This window comes from Chryseobacterium indologenes, assembly GCF_002025665.1.
GTDB classification, from domain to species: Bacteria; Bacteroidota; Bacteroidia; order Flavobacteriales; family Weeksellaceae; genus Chryseobacterium; species Chryseobacterium metallicongregator.
This window is the reverse complement of the sequence record NZ_CP018786.1, coordinates 4,908,300-4,930,799: the sequence shown is the minus strand read 5'-3', so window position 1 is coordinate 4,930,799 and position 22,500 is coordinate 4,908,300. Positions and strand designations below refer to the sequence as shown.

The following is a 22,500-nucleotide window of genomic DNA, read 5'->3' as shown; positions in this document are numbered from 1 at the left end:
TCAGCTGATTCTACAACAATAAATAACAATCAGTTCTATTAATAATACCCTATAATCATGATTAAGAAATTTTTGTTGCTCATCACTTTCTTTATAACAAAATTAATTTTTGCTCAAAATGAAGTTTTGGATAAATATCCTTATGGCCAAGATTTTTATGCGGGTGGGTTGAATCAATTAAATAAGGAAATGGTAAAGGTTGTTAAAGAACAAAAATTGCTGCCTTGTGAAAAAAGTGAAGAACGGTATAATGTACAGATTCTTGTGCATGAAAATTCAACCATCCATTATGTTAAAGATTTTGACACTGTAGATATTCAAAAAAATAAATGTGCATTTGATTTCAGCCGTAAAATTATTCCCCATCTCAAAAAATGGATGCCGGCAAAAGTGAACGGGAAATTTGTGGGAGCAATTGCCAAAATTGAAATAAATCCTTTTTATTTAGTTAATTCCAAAGATGATCCAAGTAAAAACGAAAAGAAAGGCCCAACTTTTAAAAAAGGAATAAAAGCTTTTGGATTTGAGGTTAAGTCCATTTTTGAAAGATTCATAAAGAAAAATGAGGACAAAGGAGCTTTGTTGACATTTGTTGTCAATGAGAATGGCGAAATGGAGGATTTCAAGATTGAAGGTGATTTTTTTGACTATGAAAAGAAAGATATCATCAATAGTCTGTCTAGAATAAAAGGAAAATGGAATCCTGCTACATTTAATAATATTCCAATTAGAGCTAAAATTAGTCAACCAATTTTTCAACAATTTGACCTTCAGAAAGAGTTGGAAGATCAGGATAAAATAATGGATCAAAATTTCCATGATAACAGATACAGATAATCTCCTGACATTCTGTCACAATATTTTGTATCTTTGCAAACTTATTTGTTCGTAATTTAAAATTGCGGACCTTAAATCGATTATCGTGCAGGAAAAATATATAGACGAAACAAAACAGGGCGAAGCTTTTGCTATTGCAGAAAGACCGGAGAACTCTAAAAAACTGTTTTTAGAAAGCTATGGTTGTCAGATGAATTTCTCTGACTCTGAAATTGTTGCATCCATTCTTAATGAACAGGGCTATAATACAACGATGAAAGTTGAAGAAGCAGACCTGATTCTTTTAAATACATGTTCCATCCGTGAAAAAGCAGAACAGACCGTAAGAATGCGTCTTTCTCAGTTCAAAAATCTGAAAAAAGAAAGACCAAATATGACGGTAGGAGTTCTGGGATGTATGGCAGAAAGATTGAAAACCAAGTTCTTAGAAGAAGAACAACTGGTTGATCTTGTTGTAGGTCCAGATGCCTACAGAGACTTACCCAATCTTTTAAAAGAAACCGATGATGGACGAGATGCGATTAACGTAATTCTTTCCAAAGAAGAAACTTATGCAGATATCAATCCTGTTCGTTTAGGAGGAAACGGAGTTACCGCATTTGTTACCATTACCAGAGGTTGCGATAATATGTGTACATTCTGTGTAGTTCCTTTTACCAGAGGAAGAGAAAGAAGCCGTGATCCACACTCTATTATTGAAGAATGTAAAGATCTTGCCCATAACGGATATAAAGAAATTACCCTTTTAGGCCAAAACGTAGACTCTTACCTTTGGTATGGAGGAGGTCCTAAAAAAGACTTTGCCAAAGCTTCTGAAATGCAGAAAGCAACAGCCGTTAATTTTGCTCAGCTTCTTGATTTAGTGGCTAAAGCCGTTCCGGAACTGAGAATCAGATTTTCTACTTCAAATCCTCAGGATATGAGTCTGGATGTATTCAAAATGATGGCAAAGCATAATAACATCTGTAAATATGTTCACCTTCCTGTACAAAGTGGAAGCAATAATATGCTTGAAGCAATGAACAGACAGCACACCCGTGAAGAATACCTTGATCTGATCAGAAAAGCGAAGGAAATTGTTCCGGAAGTAGCATTCTCTCAGGATATGATCGTTGGATTCTGTAATGAATCTGAAGAAGATCACCAGGATACCTTAAGCCTGATGAAAGAAGTAGAATATGACTACGGTTATATGTTTGCCTACTCAGAAAGACCGGGAACACCGGCTCACAAAAAAATGGAAGATAATATTCCGGCTGATGTGAAACAAAGACGTCTTGCTGAGGTTATTGCTCTTCAGGGTGAGCTTTCAAACCAGAGAATGAAATCTTATGTCGGAAGAGTACACGAAGTTCTGATTGAAGGAATTTCCAAGAAGAATAAAAACCAATGGAAAGGAAGAAACTCTCAGAATGCCGTATGTGTCTTTGATAAACTGGAAGGACAGAACATAGGTGACATTGTGAACGTTTTTGTTCATGATAACACACAGGGCACACTTTTAGGGAGAACAGCAGAGTAAAATTAAGCAGTGATCAAAGCAGTTTATCTTTTTGCAATGTTTTCGTTTGCCCTGGTATCCTGTCAGACAGAAAAAAATATAAAAAAATATCCTGCAACCGTAGGAGATATCGAATTCGATGCGAAATTGGATAATGCTGATTTTAAGAAGTGTGGCTCAGAAAAATGGGGAAATTTCAGTTTTCAGTATTATCAGGGTTCAAAGGAATTTAGCTATAAGGGTGAAAAGATTGCGATCACTGAAAAACTTAAAAAAGAAAATATATATTCTGAAAAAAAGATCAGCGGTTATATTACCGTGAGATTTTTAGTAAATTGTGAAGGAAAGACAGGCCTCTTCAGATTACAGCATATGAGCCCGGATCTGAAAGATTCTGTACTGGATGAAGAATTGGAAAATAAGCTGCTGCAGTTTACAAAATCACTCAATGGCTGGATGCCGAAAGAGATAAAAGGTTTAAAAGTAGATTATTATCAGTATTTAACCTATAAAATTGAAAATGGAAAAGTTTCAGAGGTATTACCTTAGCTTTTTGTTACTTATCGTTTACACCAATACTATTGCACAGGTCAACTGTAATGCAGTAGAGGGTGAGAACTGCAAAAAAGCGTGTGAGTTATACAACTGGGCTTCAGATTTACAGGGGTTTGCAGAATCTCAGGAAGGTTTCGATAAAGCCATTGAATTGTGTCCCGATTTCTCCCATGCTTATATGGAAAAAGCAGTTCCATATCTTAAAAACGGAGATTTTGTAACCTGGAAAATTTTAATGGATAAAGCAGTTGCTTTAGACCCCAAAATGCACCTTGGTTACAGAGGTTGGACGAAGTTTCAGTTCTTAAGAGACTATAAAGGAGCAATTCAGGATTTAGAAGGTTTAAAAAAATATGAGCCCGGAGACTTAGGAAGATCTCAAAACGGAGACTATAATCTGGACATAGTAAGAGCTATGTCCTACAGTGCTTTAGGACAGAAAGAAAAAGCGGCTGGAATTATAGAAAGGCTTCTGGCTACCAGAGGTTATGTGAAGGGAATGTTTGATCATTATCAGCTGGGAGTTACCTATTTCGAGCTGGGAAGATATGACAGAGCCCTGGAAAATTTTGAAAAACAAAGCAAAGAGTACGACTTTGCTGAGAATATATACTTTAAAAGTAAAGTTTCTAAGATCAGAAACAAAGATTATTTGGATTTAAAAATGTTAGCCTTACAAACGTATGATGAAGGGAAGACCATGAAAGATGTCTACACTCATCACTTTAACAAAGTCTACAGAAAAGAAATTGAAGAGCTGTAGAAGATTAACATTCAGTCAATAATCAAAAATTTACTTATGAGCAACGAGCTACAAAACATAAAAAACCGTTTCGGAATTATCGGAAACTTTCCTGCACTCAATCGTGCCCTCGAAAAATCTATCCAGGTTGCACCTACAGATATCTCTGTACTTGTGATTGGAGAAAGTGGGGTAGGGAAAGAATTTATTCCGAAAATCATTCATTCAGAATCCAGAAGAAAACATCAGCCTTATATCGTCGTAAACTGTGGAGCAATTCCGGAAGGAACTATAGACTCCGAATTATTCGGACACGAAAAAGGAGCTTTTACAGGGGCTACAGCTACAAGAAAAGGATATTTTGAAGTAGCAGACGGAGGAACGATTTTTCTGGATGAGGTAGGAGAACTTCCTTTACAAACTCAGGTTCGCCTTTTAAGAGTGCTGGAAAGTGGTGAATTTATGAAAGTAGGTTCTTCACAGGTACAGAAAACCAATGTGAGAATTGTGGCTGCTACCAACGTTAATATGATGAAAGCCATCCATGACGGAAGATTCCGTGAGGATTTGTATTACCGTTTGAATACCGTTCAGATCGATATGCCGCCTTTAAGAGAAAGAAAAGGAGATATCCATTTGTTATTCAGAAAATTTGCGATAGACTTTGCAGAAAAATACAGAATGCCGGAACTGGAACTGGAGCAAAGTGCTGTTCATTACATAGAAAGTTATTCTTTCCCGGGGAACGTCCGACAGCTAAGAAACTTAGTAGAGCAGATGACCGTTGTGGAAAGAAACAGAAATATTACCGCTGAGAAACTTGCCGAGTATATTCCTATGGAAACACATCTTCCAATGGTTGTCAATACTCAAAGCACTCCAAAACAGAGCGATTTCGGAAGTGAAAGAGAAATCATGTATAAAATTCTATTCGATATGAGGAATGATATTAATGATTTAAAATCCTTAACTTCGGAACTGATCAAAAACAGAGGCACATCAGATCTGAGCAACCATGAGAAAAATCTGATTAACAGGATTTATACTCCTGAAAGTCAGCCGCAGGTGAACTCCGGATCTTTGTTATATTTTGATAATAATAATGATACTCCGTCAGTTCAGACTCCAACAATTATTTCTACTCCTGATGACAGCTATGAAGATATTGAAGATATCGAAATTGAGGAAAACAGACCAGAATCACTTTCTCTTCAGAATAATGAAAAAGACTTGATTATAAAGGCTTTAGAGAAACATAAAGGACGTAGGAACAGAGCTGCAGATGAGTTGGGGATCTCACAAAGAACTTTATACAGAAAAATAAAACAATATAACCTGGAAGATTAACACTGCATAAATAATGAAAGTCAATTTAACACCTAAGCCGATCAATTTTAAGCTCGGAGAATACATTAACAAAGGGGTCGAACTTTTAAAGAAAGATTTCGGGAATATTTTTATAGCATTTTTAGTTTGCTTTGTGATGTCTATTATTCCGTTCTGCGGACTGCTTGCAATGGGTAATTTATACAAATACCTTCAAAGGCTGAACAGAAATCAGCCGGCAAGTCCTGGAGATATTTTTGATTTCAAAGATTTCATGCCTTATTTTATCCTGCAGTTAATTGTTTTTGGAGGCGTTTTACTGCTTTACATTCCTTTAGTTGCGGTCCTGGGTATATCAGGTGCAATTTCCGGAAGGGATGAATCTAACCCAATGGTTGCACTATTTGTGTTCCCTTATGTATTTTTAATAATAGCAGCTATATATTACTTTGTACTAAAAGGCTTTTATATCATTCCGTTAATCAGCCTTAAAGGAATCAGAGAAGTAAAAGAAGCCTGGAATATTTCAAAAATCATGAGCAAAGGAAATCTATTGTCAATTTTTCTTTTCTCATTGGTAGTGGGTATTTTGTCCCAGATTGGTATTGTTGCCTGCGGGATAGGAATTTTTCTTACCTTACCATTCTTATACACCGCAAATTATTTTGCTTATGAAGATGCTATTCAACAAATTGAGTATGATGAAATTATTGAAATCGGATCTAAAAATGAATTTTAAAATTAACAATATAGGCTTGAAACAATCACTGTTAACGGGAATGCTTTTTGCATTGCTGGGAGTTTTAAATTCATGCTACAGCTTTACGGGATCATCTCTTACGGACGAGAAAACAGTTCAGATTAATGAATTTCCCAATAATGCACCTCTTGTAAACCCTGCGTTATCACAGCAGTTTTCTACGGCAATACAAAACAGGTTCCTTCAGAGAACCACTTTGAAAGGAACAAAAGAAAATCCGGATATCCTGATAGAAGGAGAAATTACTGACTATTCCATTACCCCCACCACCATCAGTTCCAATACCCAGACCAACCCTTCTGGAGGAGTGATTCAGCAGGCACAGAATAAACTTACGATTACAGTAAAGGTACATTATGAAAATAAAATCCACCCGGATGCAAGTTTTGACAGAACGTATTCTGATGAAGCGGCTTTCAACAGTGATGTATCCCTAAGTCAGATCGAAGACCAGCAGGTAAAACTGGTAACAGATAGAATTATTAATAAGATATTTAACGACATTGTAGCGAATTGGTAAGATGAATCCAAGAGTTTTAGAATTAATAAAAAATCCGAAAAATATTCAATTAGAAGACCTTGGTCTTTTGAAAGAAGAGATTCACACTTTTCCTTATATTCAGAATATCAGGGCGCTTCATCTGTATGGAGTGCATCTGTATGAAAAAGAAAACTATCAGAAGGAGCTTTCTATAACGGCTGCATATACTACTGATAAAAAGATTTTATATCAGCTGATCAACGGAAAGATCAGACAGGAGGCTAAACCCGAAATTGTGGAAGAGAAGAAATCTTCTAAAACAATTGAAAAACTTACTCAAATGGTACCGAAGACTCAATCCTTCCCCATCAGGAGAGAAGAGGAAGTTTCCTTGGAAAAATCATCAGAGGAAAAAGAAAATACTTGTGTTTTACCAACTTCACATGAAGTGAGGCACATCTACGTAAACGGTGAACGAAACAGAATTTTATTTGAAGGAGAAGAAAACTTCCTGGATGAAGAAAATTCTGAAATAATAGATCTTGAATCTACTCTTGAATCCGGAACTCTGGTAACCCAGAAAACTGAGGCTATAGTTGAAGAACCGGTTCAGGAGAAAATAGAACCCGTACAAGTTGAAGCTGAGGAGAATGACGGAGAGGAGTTTACGCCGGAAACTATCATTCACGAAGATCAGATTTCTTCAGAAAAAGAGGAAGAAAAAATTGAAGAAGAGGAAAATATCAGCTTCCATGAAGTCGCTACTTTACCGTCTGAGGAAAATATTGAAGCAGCATTAGCGGGAAAACCTATAAATGCAGAAGTCACAGATAGCGAAACAATACCTGCTTCCGGAGAAGAACAGTCTGCAGAAGAGGATGTTGATGCTGAACTGAGCTTCCATGGAACAGATTCATTTATGCCGGACGTTAAGATTCAGGCCAACAATGAAGAAATAACGGAGACCGTTGAAATTTCCCAACCGAATGTCAATAAACATGAGGAGGAAATGAGACGCCTGATTGAAGAGGTTGAGAAAAAAATGAAGGAAACTAAACTTGTTCCGCAAGAAGAAGAAATAGAGCCTGAAACAGTTGAAGATCATGAAATTAGCTTCGCGGATACTCAGAACTTCCATTTCTGGTCAACAAGTGAAGAAAAACCTGAAGAAATAAAAGAAGAACCGGTACAGGAAGAAACTGTTGAGAATCAGTTGCCAGTGGTTGAGGAAACTAAACCTGAAGTTACTGAAGAAAAGATAGAAGAAGCTCCTGAAGTACAACCTGCATGGAAACCAATGAGTGTGGAATCCAATATGCCGGATTCTTTAATCAGTAAGCCTGAACAGGTATCGGCTCCGGCAATGGAAGTAACTCTTGTTACAGAACCTGAAGTAATCATTGAAGAGGAACGTCCTTCCGAAACTGTTGCGGAAACCACGCAGAAAGTTACTCCAGTATTAGAAACATCAGAAATTGAAGAGAATCATTCTGAACCCATTGAATCAGTTGAAGAAGAAAAAGCTAATACTGAGACTTTAAAAGAAAATGTGCCTGTAATGAATGTTTCCTTCTTTGGGACTGATATTTCTACTCTTAAGGTTGAAGAAAAACAGGAGGAAAAGAAAGAAGAACCTGTAGAAAAAGTACAGGAGGTTACTATGAAAAATACGACTCAATCATCCATAGACAGCAATGTTCCAGGTTTTATCAACACATGGCAGAGCTGGCTTAAGATTGACAGAACAGAAGAGATTGAAAAGGAAAAATCAGAAATCAAAGAAAAAGCTATTGAGAGCTTTATTGAGAACAATCCTAGAATCAGTCAGTTAAAAGAAGAAAGTACCTATGTTGTAAAAGAAAAGAATGACGATATCTCGCATTTGATGACAGAGACACTGGCTAATCTTTATTTTGAACAGAAATTATATACAAAGGCCATAAAAGCGTTTGAAATACTCATCAAAAAAAGTCCTGAGAAAAAAGAATATTTTGAATCCAAGATTAAAGATATAAAGGACTTCAGAAGTAAAAATTAAAAAGAAAAAGGTACTGATTAGAACAGTACCTTTTTTATTTTATAACTTCTGAGAATTGCTTTTAGTGCTTCTTAATTTTTTCCAGGCCTTGCGCCCAAATACAATAACAACAATTAAGGTAATAAGGGCAAATATGGCAGCTATTACCGGAGCTGCCATTGCAAGAATAGACATGATACCCGCACCGGCTGTCTCTGTTGTTCCTACCATCGAGTTTCCTAAACCTCCGGTTGTCGCCGTAGAAGCAGCCCTTATTCCTGCAAATCCAGAGCTAATCGTAGCTGCTGTGCCCCCACCGGCAATTAATGCCAAAGCCCATTGTGGGAAAGTTCCAAGATCCGCAAACTGACTTGCAAATAATATTGAGCCAGCCACTGTTGCCATAGGAATAGAAACAGTATCCAGTAAATGGTCAACAAAAGGGATGTAATAAGCCAATATCTCAATAATAGTGGCTATTCCTGTCGTAATAAGTGTGGGAAGACCAGCAAGCCATTCAAAATGCTCATTCATTGGAATCCAGTTGAAATAAGAGGCAAGGCTTACAATAAACATAGGAAGAAATACCCGGAAGCCTGTAGCCGCTGCCAGTCCAATCCCAATAAATGCACTGATTATATAAGAAAAATAGGGAACGTTGTCTAACATATTAATTTTCAGATTTATTGTTTTCCTAAAAATACAAAAACTATATGATATTTGGAGCGTTGTTGATTTTAGAGTTCCAGATACGGGGTACGAGGTTTTGAACTTTACTATTTGTGATTTGCCAGAAAGTAAAAAGAAGATTTTATCTGTGAAAATCTGTGCGATCTTTGGGAAAAAAAATCTGCAAGAAAATGTCTCACAGATTTTTTTATTTTAAGGAAAAATTATTTTTTCTGCGCTTCACAGAGTTTGATAAACTGTGCTTCCACATCCTGGAATTTCGGAGGCATCTCAGGAGAAACCCAAAAAAGCATCGCCATAGTTTTTTCTCCAAAGGCTTGCCTGAAAAGATCTTTATTCAGACGATAGCATTCTCTCAGTAACCTTTTGATACGATTCCTGTGTACTGCTCTTTTAAAATATCTCTTAGAAACAGAAACTCCAAATCTTGCAGCTTCTACAGAAAGGTTGGGTTTATCCTTTAGAATAATAATTCTCAGGTTTCCGCTCGTTCTCCATTTACCTTTCTCAAAAAGCAAACTGATCTCTGTGTTTTTTTTGAGCTTTTCCGCTCTGGGATATTTGGAATTTGTCATTTACGAAGTGTAAATATATTTTTTTATTTTTCTCCCACAGATTTCAGAGATTAAGACATGAAAATCGTTTTAAATATCTGTGAAATCTGTGAGAGAATATTTTAATCCTGATTTAATAAATGATTAATCACTTCTGAAGCAGTATACAAACCGAAAATGGCAGGCATATAACTTATTGTTCCGTAAAAAGATCTTTTATAGTTAGTTCCGTCCGTCATTTTCAAACTTTCTTCATCCTGAATATCATTAGCAAAAACACAACGGACACCTTTGTCTATTTTTACTTTTTTCAGCCTTTTTCTTACCTGTCTTGCCAGATGGCAGTGTTCAGTTTTGCTGATGTCTCTTACCATTACCTTGCTTGGATCGGTTTTTCCACCGGCACCCATGGAACTTACAATTTTTATCCTTCTTCTTTTGGCAGCAATAATCAGACAGAGTTTTGGAGTAACGCTGTCTATGCAATCCAATACATAATCAAATTTTGCAGAATCCAGAACTTCATCCATTCTTTCAGGATTTAGAAACTCATTGATTTTGGTTAAATTAAGAGCGGGATTAATATCTAAAAGTCTTTCGGCAACCACTTCTACTTTATGTTTTCCTACGGTAGAACGTAAGGCAGGTAACTGTCTGTTGATATTAGTAATATCTACCGTATCACCATCCACAATCGTCATATTGCCAACTCCGGCTCTTGCAAGAAATTCAGCTGCAAAAGAACCTACGCCGCCTAAACCAACAACCAAAACAGTGGCTTTGTTCAATTTTTCCAAGCCTTCTTCTTTTACCAGAAGTTCCGTTCTTTCCAACCAGTACTTATCCATTTTTTATTGAGTGTAAATTTTCTAAAATTTGTTCATTGAGCTGTTCCAAAGAAATACCTTTTATTTCCGAAACTTTATCATACAATTCCTCGATGCTAAAATCTTCATTGTCAGTTTCTAAAAAGAATTTGTCTAATGGAGTGTTTTTTAAAATATCCTGCAAAGATAAATTATACAAAACAGCTTTTCCAAAACTCAGATAAAAATTATTGGCAAGAAGGTCTTCAGCAATTTGACGTTTTTTATTAAAACCATGAATGATCATAGGTTGTTCGGCTTTCTTTTTAAAAGAAATGACCTCATAAAATTTTCTGACACAATGAATAATCATAGGTTTTTTGACTTCATTGGCGATCCTGATCTGTCTTAAAAAAACATCTTCCTGAATTTTCTGATCTATAGAAACTAAAGAATCTAAACCACATTCACCAATGGCAAAACAATTTTGAAACATCATACTTTTCATCCATGAAAACTGTTGTTCGAGATTATTAGCATCAATATCTTGGGGATGAATTCCAATAGAATAAGGGAAATCAGGCGGAATTTGCTCAATGTTCATATTGTAAATTCCGTTTCTGACATATTTCTTATGATGATGAAAATCAAAAAAATCCATATTCAAAAGTAAGTATTTTCAGAATTAATTTAAAATTATTAAACGATCGTTTATAAATGTGTTAAAAATTTCTTAACTTTACTCAAAGTGCACTTCATGAAAAAAAAATTTACAGAAAAACAGATTCACATATTGGATATTGCAGAAGAGCTCATCGCCAAGAAAGGATATGAGGGAACTTCTGTAAGAGATATTTGTTCTAAAGCAAATATCAACGTCGCCATGATCTCTTACTACTTCGGTTCTAAAGAGAAAATGATGTCCTATCTTTATCAGTACAGAGTACTGAAAACAAGAGAAAATTTTTCAGAATTTGCAGATACCATTAAAGAAGGTAAACCTGAAATGCAATTGCGGGAAATGATTAAATATATCGTTTCTCAGCTTTTCAAGTATAATTATTTTCATGGTTTCGTGACCCAGGAACTTCGTCATACAGAGAACTTGAAAGATGAACTGCTGGATTTCTATCAGTTATTTGTGAAAAAACTGGATGAAGTCATTAAGAAAGGAGTTGCATCAGGCGTTTTTACTTTTACTCCCAAACCTGAAGACATTCTTACCATGATCATCGGATCCACTTTATTTGTCATCAGGAATAAAAATTTCTATGAGCTCTATGTTCCGAGCAAAAATGAGGAAACCTATGCAAAAGAAGCGGAGAAAAAGGTGAGAATGAATCTTTTATTAAGTGTTTTTGCAATTTTGGGATACGCTGCAGACTAAAATTACGTTAAATATTCATAAAAAAAAATCTATTGGCAAAAAAGTTATATTTTTGCAAATTAGTAAATCGGCTGTATAATCCGAAAACTGTTGAATTTTATATATGAAAAAATATATTTTAGGTCTTTTTGCTGTAGCGGTGGTTACATCTTGCGTAAGCCAGCAGGAAAGAGCAATGAGAAGTGCTGATAAAGAATTTATCTTGAAAGCAGCTAATGATAATTTTGCTAAGAAAAAGTGGAAAAATGCATTGGCTCTTTATGACAGGCTTGCCAATCTTGTGGCAGGAACAGATGATTTTCCTAACGTAGGTTTCAACACAGCTTATGCCAACTATTATGACAAAAGCTATAAGCTGGCGGGTCACCAGTTTAAAAATTTCGCAGTAAGTTTTCCTAAAGATCCTAGAGCAGAAGAAGCAGCCTATATGTCTGCATTATGTTACTATGAAGGGTCTATGGATTATAACCTGGATCAGTCAAGTACAGAATTGGCTATCAATGAGCTTCAGGAGTTCCTGAACAATTATCCTAACTCTGAAAGATCTAAAAATATCAGCCAGTTAATTGATGAATTGTCTTATAAGCTAGAATTTAAAGCTTATGAAAACGGAAGACAATACTACAAAATGGGTGAGTATAAAGCAGCCAATGTTGCATTTGAAAATGTTTTGGAAGACTTTCCAAGTACAAAACTTCGTTCAAAAATCTATGACTATATCATGAAATCACGTTATGAACTGGCGATGAAATCTATATATGGTCTGAAAGATGAACGTATTGAAAGTGCACTTACTTATACAAAACTCGTAGAAAAAGAGCTTCCTAACACAGAATACTCTAAAACGGCAACTGATCTTAGAGAAAAGCTGGAAAAAGAAAAACAGAATTTCGTAGGAGTTAAAAAACTAACTGAGGCCAGAATTGCGGCTTTAACTGCGAAACAGAAAAAAGAAGCTGAAAAACTGGCAGATAAAGATAAAACAGAACAGCAAATCAAAGATCAAATCAGTAATGAAAAGAAAGCAATGCAGTTACAGAGGGACAGTGCAGCACTTAAGACACCTCCTCCTGCGGCGACTTTCAAAATTCAAAGATAATTCGTAAATTTGCCATCTTAAAATAAAAATAATTTTCTCAAAATGAGTGTAAAAGATACAAAAGCAGAAGTAAATACAATTACTTACGACAAAGATAAGATTGAAGATAAAGTAGGTTCAATCTATGAAGCTATTGTTATCATGGGAAAGAGAGCAGAGCAGATCAATGCGGAGATCCGTACGGAACTTCACAACAAATTGGATGAATTTGCCGTTCACAATTCTACATTAGAAGAGGTTTTCGAAAACAGAGAACAAATTGAGATCTCTAAACATTACGAAAAGCTTCCAAAGCCAACTTCAATTGCTATTGAAGAATGGTTAAACGAAGATGTTTATTTCAGAAAAACAGAAGAAAGAAAGTAATCTTCTGTATTTTAATAAATCAAGGTCATAAAGGAATTCACTTCTTTTATGACCTTTGTTGTTTTAAAGCCTCATTGTGTGGGAAAAAATAAGTACTTTAGTATTTCAAAAAATTAGAACTAAATGAGTGTTTCCGGTAAAAAGATACTTATCGCTGTCTCTGGAGGAATCGCGGCTTACAAAATCCACTTTCTGATCAGAGATTTTGTGAAGAAAGGTGCCGAAGTACAGGTTATTATGACTCCTGATGCAGAAAACTTTGTAACGAAACTAAGTCTGTCTACATTATCCAAAAAACCAGTGTATTCGGATTTTTATAGTGATAACGGAACATGGAACAGTCATGTAGAAATGGCTCTGTGGGCGGATGTTATGATCGTAGCCCCATGTACAGCCAATACACTGTCTAAAATGGTTCACGGGATGTGTGATAACCTTGTTATTGCCACCTATATGTCTGCAAAATGTCCCGTATTCATAGCTCCTGCAATGGATCTTGATATGTATGCACACCCTTCTACAAAAAAGAATATGGAGCTGTCAGAAAGCTTTGGACACATTATTATTCCTGCGGAAAATGGAGAGTTGGCCAGCGGACTGATCGGGCAGGGAAGAATGGCAGAACCGGCAACTATCTTTAATACGATAGAACATTATTTGAATTCAAATATCCATTCACGAAGCCTTGAAGGGAAAACGGTTTTAATTACCGCAGGGCCTACCTATGAAGCTATAGATCCGATAAGGTTCATCGGAAATCATTCATCTGGAAAAATGGGATTCTCTCTTGCAGAAGAAGCTTCAAAAAGAGGAGCCAAAGTAATTCTGATTTCAGGACCGAGTTTTCAAACTATCAATGATCCGAATGTTGAACTTCATAAAGTGACTTCAGCCAAAGAAATGCTGGCCAAAGTATTTGAATTTTACGACAGCATAGACATAGGAATTGCCAGTGCAGCAGTAGCAGATTATGCTCCAAAAGACGTTGCCAAGGAAAAAATCAAAAAAAACGATGAAAACCTAACGATTGAATTGGTTAAAAATCCGGATATCCTTAAAACAATGGGTGAAAAGAAGACCCACCAGTTTTTGGTAGGATTTGCGCTGGAAACTCAAAATGAAGAGGAAAATGCAAAAGGAAAGCTGGAAAAGAAAAATCTGGATATGATTGTTCTCAATTCTCTTCGTGATGAAGGAGCCGGTTTTAAAAATGATACCAATAAAATCAAGATATTTACCAAAACAGAGAAGAAGGAATTCAATCTGAAATCCAAGGATGATGTAGCAAAAGATATTCTCAATTTTGTTGAGTCTCAACTTTTAAAATAATTTTAATAAATTACCGTTCTCAATTTTTAATAGACAATGAAAAAAATTATAAGTTTATTTTTTCTGTTTTTTCTATATACCCAAAGTTTTTCTCAGGAACTGTTGGCAACAGTACAAGTAAACTCACAACAGTTGGGTGGAAGTAACCAGCAGGCGTACAAAGCGTTAGAGAAAAGTCTTCGGGACTTTATCAATAATACCAGCTGGACAGGCAAAAGACTTCAGAATTTTGAAAAAATAAAATGTGCTTTTTCTATTGTTATTGCGGAAAGAGATGTTAACAAATTCAAAGGATCTATTGTTATTCAGGCGGTAAGACCTGTGTATAATACGACCTACGAATCTCCTTTAATTAATCTTCAGGATCAGAGATTTGCTTTTGAATATATTGAAAATGAGAGTCTTATTTTTAATGAAAGACAATTCTCCGGGAAGAATCTTACCGATGTAATCAGTTTCTACATTTATGTTATTTTAGGTCTGGATGCAGATAGTTTCCAGTCTATGGGAGGATCACAATGGTATGCAAAAGCGCAGCAGATTGCACAGAATTCCCAAAACAGAAACTATGAGGGCTGGAACACCATCAACGAGCCGAGAAGCCGTTCTATTTTGATTAACGAAATTATGAACCCTAACTGGAGCCAGTTACGTTCTACCATTTATACTTATCATAGAGCAGGATTAGACAACCTTTTCAACCAGGATCAGACCGCCGGGAAAAAAGTTATTTTTGATGCACTGATGCAATTAAAAATGTATGAAAATAATTTCCAGCAGGCGTTTTTCTTTAACCAGTTCATGGATACTAAAAGCGATGAAATTTTCAATATTTTCAATTCCGGAAATAATGGAGGATTGATTCTTAATGATCTTAAACAGACAATGATCATCCTCTCACCGAAGAATATAGAAAATAAGTGGAATAAATGGAAAGTCTAAAAATTGGTGGATAAGTTGAGAGATCGCTGGCTGATTATTAAAGGGTCATCAAAAAACATTTTTTTTGCTTCAATAAGAAAGGTTTCTGTCCGATAAAAAGGATTCATACATTTGAAAATATCAATGTTTGCAACATGAATTAACAGTTAGCTCCCACAGGAACTGGATTTGATCCCATCGGGATCTGCTGTTAGAAGAGAAAAATGAAATCCCCGTAAAAAATAAAGCTCCGTAGGAGCGATCCGTTAATTATGCTTTAATTTAATCGGACAAGAATGAAAAAAAACTTATTTTTACAGTTCAAACTCAAATTGGATTATAACCCGGATTATCAATGCTTTCGAGAATTTACATTAAAAACTTTGCCCTGATTGATACCCTTGAGGTATCATTGAAAAATGGTTTACAGGTTATTACCGGAGAAACCGGGGCAGGGAAATCTATTATCCTAGGTGCTCTTCGGCTTATTTTAGGCGAAAGAGCAGATGTAAAATCAATCGCCAAAGCTGAAGAGAAAAGTGTGGTGGAAACCGAGTTTTCTCTCAACAATCAGTTTAAGAAATTCTTTATAGAGAATGATCTGGACTACGAACTTCAGACTATTATCCGAAGAGAAATACTTCCCTCAGGGAAATCCCGAGCGTTTATCAATGATGTACCGGTAACGTTGGATATTCTTAGAGAGCTTTCCTCACAACTGATTGATATCCATTCTCAATTTGAAACGTCCAATCTTTTTACCTCAGAATATCAGTTTAAAATTATAGATGGGCTTTCTGAGAATAAAAAAATCATTGAAGATTATCAACAGGAGTTTTCTGAGTTTCAAACGCTGAAATTGCTATTGAAAAAATTGAAAACCCAACTTTCAGAATCCAATAAAGAAAGCGATTATAAAGAGTTTCTACTCAACGAATTGGAAGAGCTGAAGCTTGACGATATTGATTATGAAGATATTCAAAACCAGCTTTCTATCCAGGAAAATGCGGGAATGATCTCCGAAAATGTAGGCCAGATTCTATCTAGGTTTCATCAGGAAGAAATAGGAATTCTGTCATTCTTTAATGAAGCAACTAACAAGCTTTCAAAAATTTCCGAAATTTCCACCAGTTTTGCTGAACTTGATTCAAGACTGGAAACTTCTTTTGTAGAGCTTAAAGACATCATCTCCGAACTGGAACATGAAACGGAAAGAGTAGAAATCAATCCTGAAAATCTGATATATCTTACCGATCTTAACAATAAAATCAACGCTTTATTCCTTAAACATAATGTTGCAGATCTTAATGAACTTATTGAGATCAGAAATCAGTTGGCCGGAGATCAGAAAGGAGCCTCAGATCTGGAGTTACAGATTGAAGAAACAGAAGAAAATATCTCTCAAAAAGAAAAAATACTTCTGAGTCTTGCTTCAAAACTTTCAAAGAACAGACATAAGAATGTTTCTGTTTTCATCAAAAAAGCAGAAGGACTTCTGAAAAAATTAGGGCTCGAAAAAGCAAAAGTGGATATAGAATTGCAGGATGCTGACGAATTTAACCAATTTGGAAAAGAGAATATCCAACTTTTGTTTCAGGCCAACTCAGGGTTTCCATTAAAACCGATTCAGACTGCTATTTCCGGCGGTGAAAGATCAAGAGTAATGCTTGCTGTAAAGAAGATTATTGCAGAAAGTGATGAGTTGCCAACCCTTATTCTGGACGAAATTGACACTGGTGTTTCAGGAAAAGTAGCTGAAGAAATCGGTAACCTGATGAGAGAAATGTCTGAAGACATGCAATTGATTGTTATTTCCCACCTTGCACAGGTTGCTGCTAAAGGAAATGATAATTATAAAGTAGTAAAACAAGATATTTCCGGTAGAACACAATCTACCATTATTCCTTTAAGCAGTGAGGAAAAACTGAACGAAATTGCTCAGTTACTTTCCGGAAGTAAAATCACAGAAGCAGCTTTAGCACAGGCAAAAGAGCTTATAGGATAATTAAATAAATCCACTTTTTTCTTAAGAAGTTGTAACATATTTTACATTATATTTACTAATGTATAAAAACTAAAATATGTTTCTAAAGTTCCTTAAGCTTGAAATCAAAAGCTTTTTTCGTGGTACATCTTTAGGGATCAATCTGACCATGAAAATTCTCCGTTTTATAGGAATTCTTTATTTCGTGGGCTGTCTTGTAGGTGGAGCTTTTATTGCTTTCTTCTACGTGCAGGAGGAGATGCATCAGAATCCTGTAAAGGTGGTTTCAAAATTCATGATTGTTGCCTGGATTATTGATCTTGTTCTCAAATACCTCTGGCAGGAAATTCCTACACAGAATATCAAGCCCTTTCTTACGATGAATATCCGGAAGAATACATTAGTCAATTATATGCTGGCTAAAACTTTTCTTTCGGCATTCAGTTGGCTGAGTTCCTTATTCTTTATTACATTTTCACTGATTGCATTATTCAATGGATACAGCATTCCAGGAGTATTATTATGGCTGATAGGGGTGATTTCATTACTGTACCTGAATAATTTCCTCAATATTTTTTTCAACGGTAAAGAAACTGTGGCGGTGATCATAGGAATATGCCTTTTAGGTATAGGAATGTTGGGGTATTATAAAGTAATTCCGGTTCTGTCTTATTCTGAATCTGTTTTCTTTAGTTTCTATGAAAAACCATACTTTGCACTGATTCCTGTTGCTTTGTTCGTAATATTATGGTGGATCTGTTTCCGATACCTGCGCAATGAATTTTACCTTGATCAGGGTCTTGAAGCCAAAAAAGTAGTTGGAAAAACAGAGAATATTGCATTCCTGAATAAATATGGAGTTATTGGAACATTTATCAATAATGATATTAAAATGCTGAGACGTAATAAAGTACCCAAGGGAATTTTGCTGGGCAGCTTTATGTTTCTGTTCTACGGATTGCTGATGTTTACTTCTTCAATGTACAAAACACCGGCAATGATGATGGTTATGGGACTTTTTGTAACAGGAGGCTTTCAGTTTCTTTTTGGGCAGAGAGTTCCTGCTTTTGACAGTTCATACTATCCATTGATGATGACCCTGAATGTTCCTTACAAAGAATATCTGAAAGCGAAATGGTGGCTGATGAATATTGTGACGGGAATTTCTATCATTATAGCACTTTGTTATGCCTATTTCGGCTGGGAAGTGTACGTTACATTTTTTGCAGCAGGATTATATAATATTGGCGTGAATTCTCAATTTACTTTGTGGTCCGGAGCTTTCAATAAAACTCAGATTGATCTTAATACAAAGGAAAAAAGATTGGGACAGAAAGGAAGCTTTAATATGATTGCTATGCTTTTGCTGATTCCTAAAATGCTTCTCCCAATGGGAGTATTTGCCCTAACAAAATATCTATGGGGAATTACTGGCGGAGTGATAAGCATTGCAATTATAGGAATTATAGGCTTTTTTCTGAGAGAGAAAATCTTCGATATTATTGTAAAGCAATATAAAAGAGAGAAATACAGCACATTAGATGCATTTAAAAATATAAGTTAAGCCATGATTAATATACATAATTTATCAAAAACATACGGGAAAGCAACCGTTCTTAATATCGAAAATCTTGAAATTTCTAAAGGGGAAACATTTGGCCTTGTAGGAAATAACGGAGCAGGAAAAACAACTCTTTTCAGCCTGATGCTGGATTTGATTCAGGCAACAACAGGATTTGTAAGCATTGATGGTATTAAAGTCAATGAATCTGAAGCCTGGAAAAATAAAGTATCAGCATTTGTAGATGATACCTTTCTCATTGGTTATCTTACTCCGGAGGAATATTTTTATTTTCTTGGGGAGTTGAGAGGCCAAAACAAAGCATCTGTAGACGAATTCCTGAAACCTTTTCATGATTTTTTCAATGGTGAGATCCTGAAATCCGGGAAATATGTCCGAGATCTTTCAAAAGGAAATCAGAAAAAAGTAGGAATTGTAGGAGCTATCATCGGGAATCCTGAAATTATTATTCTTGATGAGCCTTTTGCCAACCTCGATCCGTCTACTCAGATCAAGCTTAAAAATCTGATCAAGGAACTATCAAAACAGGATGGCGTTACTTTTCTTATTTCCAGCCACGATCTTTCCCATACCACAGAAGTCTGCAACAGAATTGTGGTGGTAAACAAAGGTCTTTTGGTAAAAGATATTCAGACTAATCCGGAAACATTGAAAGATTTGGAACAATATTTTGCAGATCAGGTTTCAGTTTCGGATATTTAATACCACAAAAATAGAGGTATGAATACAATAGAATCACAGAATGTAACAGATTATCCCAACAGCAATACTATTTTCATGGTCTGGAAACTTAATGACAGCCCACAGTTGAAAGATGTTTTTCAGGAATTATGTGCTTTGGTTTTAAATCTTAATAATTCGGTGTTTAACCGTTTTCCGGACAGCAGAGCAAGTTGTGTCATGGGAATTGGTGCAGATGCATGGAGTAAACTGGAACTACCAAAGCCTCTGCCAAAAGAATTAGTAAGCTTTGAAGAAATAAAAGGAACAAAACATACCGCTGTTTCTACTCCCGGAGATCTTCATTTTCATCTGAGAGCAGACAATAAGAGCCTTATTTTCGATATGGCAGTTGAAATTTCCGGATTATTAAGTTCTGCAGCTGAAAGTATTCTGGAGATTCATGGATTCAAATATTGGGATGCACGTTCTATTCTTGGTTTTGTAGATGGAACGGAAAATCCTCATGGGGACGACCGTGATTATTTTGGAAAAATAGGCGACGAAGATCCTCAGTATAAAGGGGGAAGTTACCTTTTTGTTCAGAAATACCTTCACAATATGGATGCCTGGAAGGGTTTGTCAACGGAAGATCAGGAAAAAGTGATTGGAAGGTCAAAGGAAAATGATATTGAAATGTCTGATGCTGTAAAACCTTCGAATTCACATATTGCTCTAGCTAATATCGAAGGAGAGAATGGAGAAGAATTGAAAATCGTCAGAGATAACATGCCTTTTGGGAATCCTTCTACCAATGAGTTTGGAACTTACTTTATTGCCTATTCAAGTACATTTGCTACCACAAAGAAAATGTTGACAAATATGTTTATGGGTGATCCTCCGGGAAATTATGACAGAATTTTAGATTTCAGCACAGCAGTTACCGGAACACTTTTCTTTGTTCCTACCAGAAATATGCTTGATAAATTCTCAGGATAAAATGAAAGGCAGCCTCAGTCAAGGCAGCCTTTTTATCACTTATTGTTTAGAGAAATTATGTCGGATTCCCAGGATTGTATGCATCACACATTCCGCTTTCAACCAGACACTCTCTTTTTTTCAGTTCACAGGGATTGGTAGCAGGCACGCTGCAGCATGCATAATATCCGTTATAATGCACCAGATACATATCGCATAGTGGTGTGTTTCCTCCCTTAATTGTTTTCAGGTTCTCTCTTTTTAACTTTTTTAGTTGTTTCATGGTACTGTTTTTATTAGCATAGATTGAACTAGGCTGGAATACCTGTATCACACATACCAACAGGAGTCAGACAAAATGCAGAAGAACTGCAGGGATCTACATCGGGTTTTGTACAGCATGCATAATAACCGTTTGCTTCTATTAAGTAAAGGTTACCAAGGCATGTAAAGCCTCCTCCTAGTAATGCTTTTAAATTTTCTCTGTCTAATTTTTTTAGATTTTTCATAGGATTAGTTTTAAGATAATTATATCCCTAATATAGGAAAAAAATGGGCTGTTCTTAATTAAAATATTGTTTTTCAGTTTTTTATTTGATGCTTTTTCTTTTCTCTCTCGAAATAAAAAAGGTGTGGAAATTTGTAACTCTGGACAAAAAAAATCAACTTATTGTAGTAAATAATAAAATATTTTTTTTCAAGTTGTAACCTTTTTTTGTTTTGATTGTCTTTAGTATAGAAACAGCATAAGCATGAAACTTTTGTTCGGAAATAAAAAGAATGATTTGTTAAGCCTCCTGAAGAAACAGGATCCGGCTGCACAGAAGATTTTCTATGAACAGAATGTAAAGAGATTCCTGAGTGTAAGCAAAAGCTATGTGAGCGATTTGTATCAGGCTGAAGATTGTCTCATTAAAGCATTCTGTAAAATTTTTAAACACATAGAAAGCTTCAGAGGAGAGTCGAACCTGGAAAGCTGGGCAAGAAGAATCGTCGTGAATGAATGCCTGAATTTTATCAAAAGTAATAAAACAGTTTTCTATCTGGACGAGATTAATCAATCTTTTCATGAAGATATCCATGAAGCAGAGATTGATTGTGATTTTAATGCACAAGAGCTTTTGGACCAGCTTCCCGATGCCTACAGGATGGTTTTTAACCTGTATGTGCTGGAAGAATATTCTCATCAGGAAATTGCGGATACTTTGCAGATTTCAGTGGCTGTCAGCAAAACACAGCTGTTCAGAGCAAAAGAAAAATTAAGAAAGATCTACTTTCAACAACAAAAAAAAGTGAAAAATGAAAACGTCTAAAGATAATATTGAATTTCAGATCAAAAAGCAGATTGAGGAAAGAGAAATTACTCCATCACGGGATCTGTGGTCCGAAATTGAGCTTCAGAATAACAATAATCACCGTTCCAAATCAAAAATGAACTGGTTTTTAGTAGCAGCATGTTTGATTTTGACATTCAGCTTGGGAAGCGTTCTTCTTTTTCTTAATCAGCCTTCTGAAACTCAGCCGGAAATTGTAAAGCAAACCGGAAAAAATACTACAGAAGAAATTGTAAAAGATCCGGTTCAGAATCATGTTCCGCTGGCAGTTGAGGATAATGATAAAAAGGAAGTGAGAAAAATTCTTTCTCATGATAAGCAAGAAGCGATTTCTCCTATGGCAATGGACCAGAATAGACTTATCCCTAAAGAAACTCTTCCTTTGAAGAAACTGGATATCACTCAGATTTCTAATCCTAAACTGATGGCAAAAGCCGATTCTATAAAAACTCCGGTTAAAAAGAAAAAATATGTAGACCCATCCACACTTCTTTTCTCAGTAGAGCATAAAGATGTTATCGAAAAAACAAAGGATGGAAGTAACGTGGCTACTATTGATTTGAATGCCAGATAATTTATTCGTAAAAATTT

The 22,500-nt window shown here is 35.7% G+C and carries 25 protein-coding genes; 19 read left to right on the top strand and 6 right to left on the bottom strand.

Annotated elements, in window-relative coordinates; all coding sequences use genetic code 11:
- Positions 1–57 precede the first annotated feature (57 nt).
- The 8 genes from BUE84_RS22270 to BUE84_RS22235 all read left to right on the top strand — a co-directional run bounded on the left by BUE84_RS22270 (position 58) and on the right by BUE84_RS22235 (position 8,240).
- Positions 58–837: a hypothetical protein gene (locus tag BUE84_RS22270; RefSeq protein WP_079243546.1), complete on the top strand. Its 780-nt coding sequence runs from the start codon at positions 58–60 to the stop codon at positions 835–837.
- A gap of 85 nt (positions 838–922) precedes the next feature.
- Entirely contained in the window at positions 923–2,359 is a 1,437-nt protein-coding gene (gene miaB, locus BUE84_RS22265) for a tRNA (N6-isopentenyl adenosine(37)-C2)-methylthiotransferase MiaB (RefSeq protein WP_079243545.1), read from the top strand.
- A gap of 9 nt (positions 2,360–2,368) precedes the next feature.
- Positions 2,369–2,887 carry a hypothetical protein gene (locus tag BUE84_RS22260; RefSeq protein WP_145953319.1) on the top strand — a complete coding sequence of 173 codons (519 nt, stop codon included), beginning with the start codon at positions 2,369–2,371 and terminating at the stop codon, positions 2,885–2,887.
- On the top strand, positions 2,859–3,656 hold the full coding sequence (locus BUE84_RS22255) for a tetratricopeptide repeat protein (RefSeq protein ID WP_079243543.1): 798 nt from the start codon (positions 2,859–2,861) through the stop codon (positions 3,654–3,656). The genes BUE84_RS22260 and BUE84_RS22255 overlap by 29 nt, the downstream gene beginning before the upstream one ends.
- A gap of 36 nt (positions 3,657–3,692) precedes the next feature.
- Positions 3,693–4,982 (top strand): sigma-54 interaction domain-containing protein, encoded by a 1,290-nt coding sequence (locus BUE84_RS22250; RefSeq protein ID WP_079243542.1) that lies wholly within the window; start codon positions 3,693–3,695, stop codon positions 4,980–4,982.
- Between the two features lie 13 nt (positions 4,983–4,995).
- Positions 4,996–5,700, top strand: coding sequence for a hypothetical protein (locus tag BUE84_RS22245; RefSeq protein ID WP_079243541.1), 705 nt, complete (start codon positions 4,996–4,998; stop codon positions 5,698–5,700).
- Positions 5,690–6,241, top strand: a complete 552-nt coding sequence (locus BUE84_RS22240) for an LptE family protein (protein WP_079244013.1) — start codon at positions 5,690–5,692, stop codon at positions 6,239–6,241. Before BUE84_RS22245 ends, BUE84_RS22240 begins: the two co-directional genes overlap by 11 nt.
- A 1-nt stretch (position 6,242) precedes the next feature.
- Positions 6,243–8,240: a hypothetical protein gene (locus BUE84_RS22235; RefSeq protein ID WP_079243540.1), complete on the top strand. Its 1,998-nt coding sequence runs from the start codon at positions 6,243–6,245 to the stop codon at positions 8,238–8,240.
- Positions 8,241–8,279: 39 nt separating this feature from the next.
- On the opposite strand, the gene BUE84_RS22230 is transcribed toward BUE84_RS22235, so the two are convergent.
- From BUE84_RS22230 to BUE84_RS22215, 4 genes are all read right to left on the bottom strand, one after another.
- Positions 8,280–8,888: a DUF4126 domain-containing protein gene (locus BUE84_RS22230; protein WP_079243539.1), complete on the bottom strand. Its 609-nt coding sequence runs from the start codon at positions 8,886–8,888 to the stop codon at positions 8,280–8,282.
- Positions 8,889–9,112: 224 nt separating this feature from the next.
- The gene (gene rnpA / locus BUE84_RS22225) at positions 9,113–9,484 is read right to left on the bottom strand and encodes a ribonuclease P protein component (RefSeq protein ID WP_034692725.1); all 372 of its coding nucleotides are present in this window, start codon (positions 9,482–9,484) and stop codon (positions 9,113–9,115) included.
- Between the two features lie 101 nt (positions 9,485–9,585).
- Complete coding sequence (locus BUE84_RS22220) at positions 9,586–10,311, bottom strand: ThiF family adenylyltransferase (RefSeq protein WP_079243538.1); 726 nt, start codon at positions 10,309–10,311, stop codon at positions 9,586–9,588.
- Positions 10,304–10,930: a TatD family hydrolase gene (locus BUE84_RS22215; RefSeq protein WP_034692723.1), complete on the bottom strand. Its 627-nt coding sequence runs from the start codon at positions 10,928–10,930 to the stop codon at positions 10,304–10,306. Before BUE84_RS22215 ends, BUE84_RS22220 begins: the two co-directional genes overlap by 8 nt.
- Positions 10,931–11,026: 96 nt before the next feature.
- On the opposite strand from BUE84_RS22215, the gene BUE84_RS22210 reads away from it, so the two are divergent.
- From BUE84_RS22210 to BUE84_RS22170, 9 genes are all read left to right on the top strand, one after another.
- Positions 11,027–11,656: a TetR/AcrR family transcriptional regulator gene (locus BUE84_RS22210; protein ID WP_034692722.1), complete on the top strand. Its 630-nt coding sequence runs from the start codon at positions 11,027–11,029 to the stop codon at positions 11,654–11,656.
- Positions 11,657–11,759: 103 nt separating this feature from the next.
- Entirely contained in the window at positions 11,760–12,755 is a 996-nt protein-coding gene (locus BUE84_RS22205) for an outer membrane protein assembly factor BamD (RefSeq protein ID WP_079243537.1), read from the top strand.
- A 42-nt stretch (positions 12,756–12,797) separates the two neighbouring features.
- Positions 12,798–13,121: a DNA-directed RNA polymerase subunit omega gene (locus BUE84_RS22200; protein ID WP_034681463.1), complete on the top strand. Its 324-nt coding sequence runs from the start codon at positions 12,798–12,800 to the stop codon at positions 13,119–13,121.
- 123 nt (positions 13,122–13,244) lie between these two features.
- Positions 13,245–14,450 carry a bifunctional phosphopantothenoylcysteine decarboxylase/phosphopantothenate--cysteine ligase CoaBC gene (gene coaBC / locus BUE84_RS22195; RefSeq protein ID WP_079243536.1) on the top strand — a complete coding sequence of 402 codons (1,206 nt, stop codon included), beginning with the start codon at positions 13,245–13,247 and terminating at the stop codon, positions 14,448–14,450.
- A 36-nt stretch (positions 14,451–14,486) separates the two neighbouring features.
- Positions 14,487–15,392 carry a DUF4835 family protein gene (locus BUE84_RS22190; RefSeq protein ID WP_079243535.1) on the top strand — a complete coding sequence of 302 codons (906 nt, stop codon included), beginning with the start codon at positions 14,487–14,489 and terminating at the stop codon, positions 15,390–15,392.
- 334 nt (positions 15,393–15,726) lie between these two features.
- Positions 15,727–17,376: a DNA repair protein RecN gene (locus BUE84_RS22185; RefSeq protein WP_079243534.1), complete on the top strand. Its 1,650-nt coding sequence runs from the start codon at positions 15,727–15,729 to the stop codon at positions 17,374–17,376.
- Between the two features lie 76 nt (positions 17,377–17,452).
- On the top strand, positions 17,453–18,919 hold the full coding sequence (locus BUE84_RS22180; protein WP_079243533.1) for a DUF5687 family protein: 1,467 nt from the start codon (positions 17,453–17,455) through the stop codon (positions 18,917–18,919).
- A 3-nt stretch (positions 18,920–18,922) separates the two neighbouring features.
- Entirely contained in the window at positions 18,923–19,639 is a 717-nt protein-coding gene (locus tag BUE84_RS22175) for an ABC transporter ATP-binding protein (RefSeq protein WP_079243532.1), read from the top strand.
- Positions 19,640–19,657: 18 nt separating this feature from the next.
- The gene (locus BUE84_RS22170; protein ID WP_079243531.1) at positions 19,658–20,596 is read left to right on the top strand and encodes a Dyp-type peroxidase; all 939 of its coding nucleotides are present in this window, start codon (positions 19,658–19,660) and stop codon (positions 20,594–20,596) included.
- Positions 20,597–20,651: 55 nt separating this feature from the next.
- Here BUE84_RS22170 and BUE84_RS22165 read toward each other — a convergent pair whose 3' ends face one another.
- Together BUE84_RS22165 and BUE84_RS22160 are read right to left on the bottom strand one after the other, a co-directional pair.
- Positions 20,652–20,858 (bottom strand): hypothetical protein, encoded by a 207-nt coding sequence (locus BUE84_RS22165; RefSeq protein WP_079244012.1) that lies wholly within the window; start codon positions 20,856–20,858, stop codon positions 20,652–20,654.
- 28 nt (positions 20,859–20,886) lie between these two features.
- Complete coding sequence (locus tag BUE84_RS22160; RefSeq protein ID WP_079243530.1) at positions 20,887–21,084, bottom strand: bacteriocin-like protein; 198 nt, start codon at positions 21,082–21,084, stop codon at positions 20,887–20,889.
- Between the two features lie 243 nt (positions 21,085–21,327).
- On the opposite strand from BUE84_RS22160, the gene BUE84_RS22155 reads away from it, so the two are divergent.
- Together BUE84_RS22155 and BUE84_RS22150 are read left to right on the top strand one after the other, a co-directional pair.
- A complete protein-coding gene (locus BUE84_RS22155; RefSeq protein WP_079243529.1) occupies positions 21,328–21,888 on the top strand; it encodes an RNA polymerase sigma factor in 561 nt (186 codons plus the stop codon).
- Positions 21,875–22,483: a hypothetical protein gene (locus tag BUE84_RS22150; protein ID WP_079243528.1), complete on the top strand. Its 609-nt coding sequence runs from the start codon at positions 21,875–21,877 to the stop codon at positions 22,481–22,483. The genes BUE84_RS22155 and BUE84_RS22150 overlap by 14 nt, the downstream gene beginning before the upstream one ends.
- Positions 22,484–22,500: the final 17 nt, after the last annotated feature.

What these genes read in the sequence shown, in the direction of transcription:
- BUE84_RS22170 (WP_079243531.1), top strand. Translation starts at nt 19,658, where the DNA reads ATGAATACAATAGAATCACAGAATGTAACAGATTATCCCAACAGCAAT.
- BUE84_RS22240 (WP_079244013.1), top strand. Translation starts at nt 5,690, where the DNA reads ATGAATTTTAAAATTAACAATATAGGCTTGAAACAATCACTGTTAACG.
- rnpA (WP_034692725.1), bottom strand. Translation starts at nt 9,484, where the DNA reads ATGACAAATTCCAAATATCCCAGAGCGGAAAAGCTCAAAAAAAACACA.
- BUE84_RS22235 (WP_079243540.1), top strand. Translation starts at nt 6,243, where the DNA reads ATGAATCCAAGAGTTTTAGAATTAATAAAAAATCCGAAAAATATTCAA.
- BUE84_RS22250 (WP_079243542.1), top strand. Translation starts at nt 3,693, where the DNA reads ATGAGCAACGAGCTACAAAACATAAAAAACCGTTTCGGAATTATCGGA.
- BUE84_RS22210 (WP_034692722.1), top strand. Translation starts at nt 11,027, where the DNA reads ATGAAAAAAAAATTTACAGAAAAACAGATTCACATATTGGATATTGCA.
- BUE84_RS22190 (WP_079243535.1), top strand. Translation starts at nt 14,487, where the DNA reads ATGAAAAAAATTATAAGTTTATTTTTTCTGTTTTTTCTATATACCCAA.
- BUE84_RS22150 (WP_079243528.1), top strand. Translation starts at nt 21,875, where the DNA reads ATGAAAACGTCTAAAGATAATATTGAATTTCAGATCAAAAAGCAGATT.
- BUE84_RS22215 (WP_034692723.1), bottom strand. Translation starts at nt 10,930, where the DNA reads ATGGATTTTTTTGATTTTCATCATCATAAGAAATATGTCAGAAACGGA.
- BUE84_RS22220 (WP_079243538.1), bottom strand. Translation starts at nt 10,311, where the DNA reads ATGGATAAGTACTGGTTGGAAAGAACGGAACTTCTGGTAAAAGAAGAA.
- BUE84_RS22270 (WP_079243546.1), top strand. Translation starts at nt 58, where the DNA reads ATGATTAAGAAATTTTTGTTGCTCATCACTTTCTTTATAACAAAATTA.
- BUE84_RS22160 (WP_079243530.1), bottom strand. Translation starts at nt 21,084, where the DNA reads ATGAAAAATCTAAAAAAATTAGACAGAGAAAATTTAAAAGCATTACTA.
- BUE84_RS22205 (WP_079243537.1), top strand. Translation starts at nt 11,760, where the DNA reads ATGAAAAAATATATTTTAGGTCTTTTTGCTGTAGCGGTGGTTACATCT.
- BUE84_RS22200 (WP_034681463.1), top strand. Translation starts at nt 12,798, where the DNA reads ATGAGTGTAAAAGATACAAAAGCAGAAGTAAATACAATTACTTACGAC.
- BUE84_RS22245 (WP_079243541.1), top strand. Translation starts at nt 4,996, where the DNA reads ATGAAAGTCAATTTAACACCTAAGCCGATCAATTTTAAGCTCGGAGAA.
- BUE84_RS22230 (WP_079243539.1), bottom strand. Translation starts at nt 8,888, where the DNA reads ATGTTAGACAACGTTCCCTATTTTTCTTATATAATCAGTGCATTTATT.
- BUE84_RS22175 (WP_079243532.1), top strand. Translation starts at nt 18,923, where the DNA reads ATGATTAATATACATAATTTATCAAAAACATACGGGAAAGCAACCGTT.
- coaBC (WP_079243536.1), top strand. Translation starts at nt 13,245, where the DNA reads ATGAGTGTTTCCGGTAAAAAGATACTTATCGCTGTCTCTGGAGGAATC.
- BUE84_RS22165 (WP_079244012.1), bottom strand. Translation starts at nt 20,858, where the DNA reads ATGAAACAACTAAAAAAGTTAAAAAGAGAGAACCTGAAAACAATTAAG.
- BUE84_RS22180 (WP_079243533.1), top strand. Translation starts at nt 17,453, where the DNA reads ATGTTTCTAAAGTTCCTTAAGCTTGAAATCAAAAGCTTTTTTCGTGGT.
- BUE84_RS22155 (WP_079243529.1), top strand. Translation starts at nt 21,328, where the DNA reads ATGAAACTTTTGTTCGGAAATAAAAAGAATGATTTGTTAAGCCTCCTG.
- BUE84_RS22255 (WP_079243543.1), top strand. Translation starts at nt 2,859, where the DNA reads ATGGAAAAGTTTCAGAGGTATTACCTTAGCTTTTTGTTACTTATCGTT.
- BUE84_RS22185 (WP_079243534.1), top strand. Translation starts at nt 15,727, where the DNA reads ATGCTTTCGAGAATTTACATTAAAAACTTTGCCCTGATTGATACCCTT.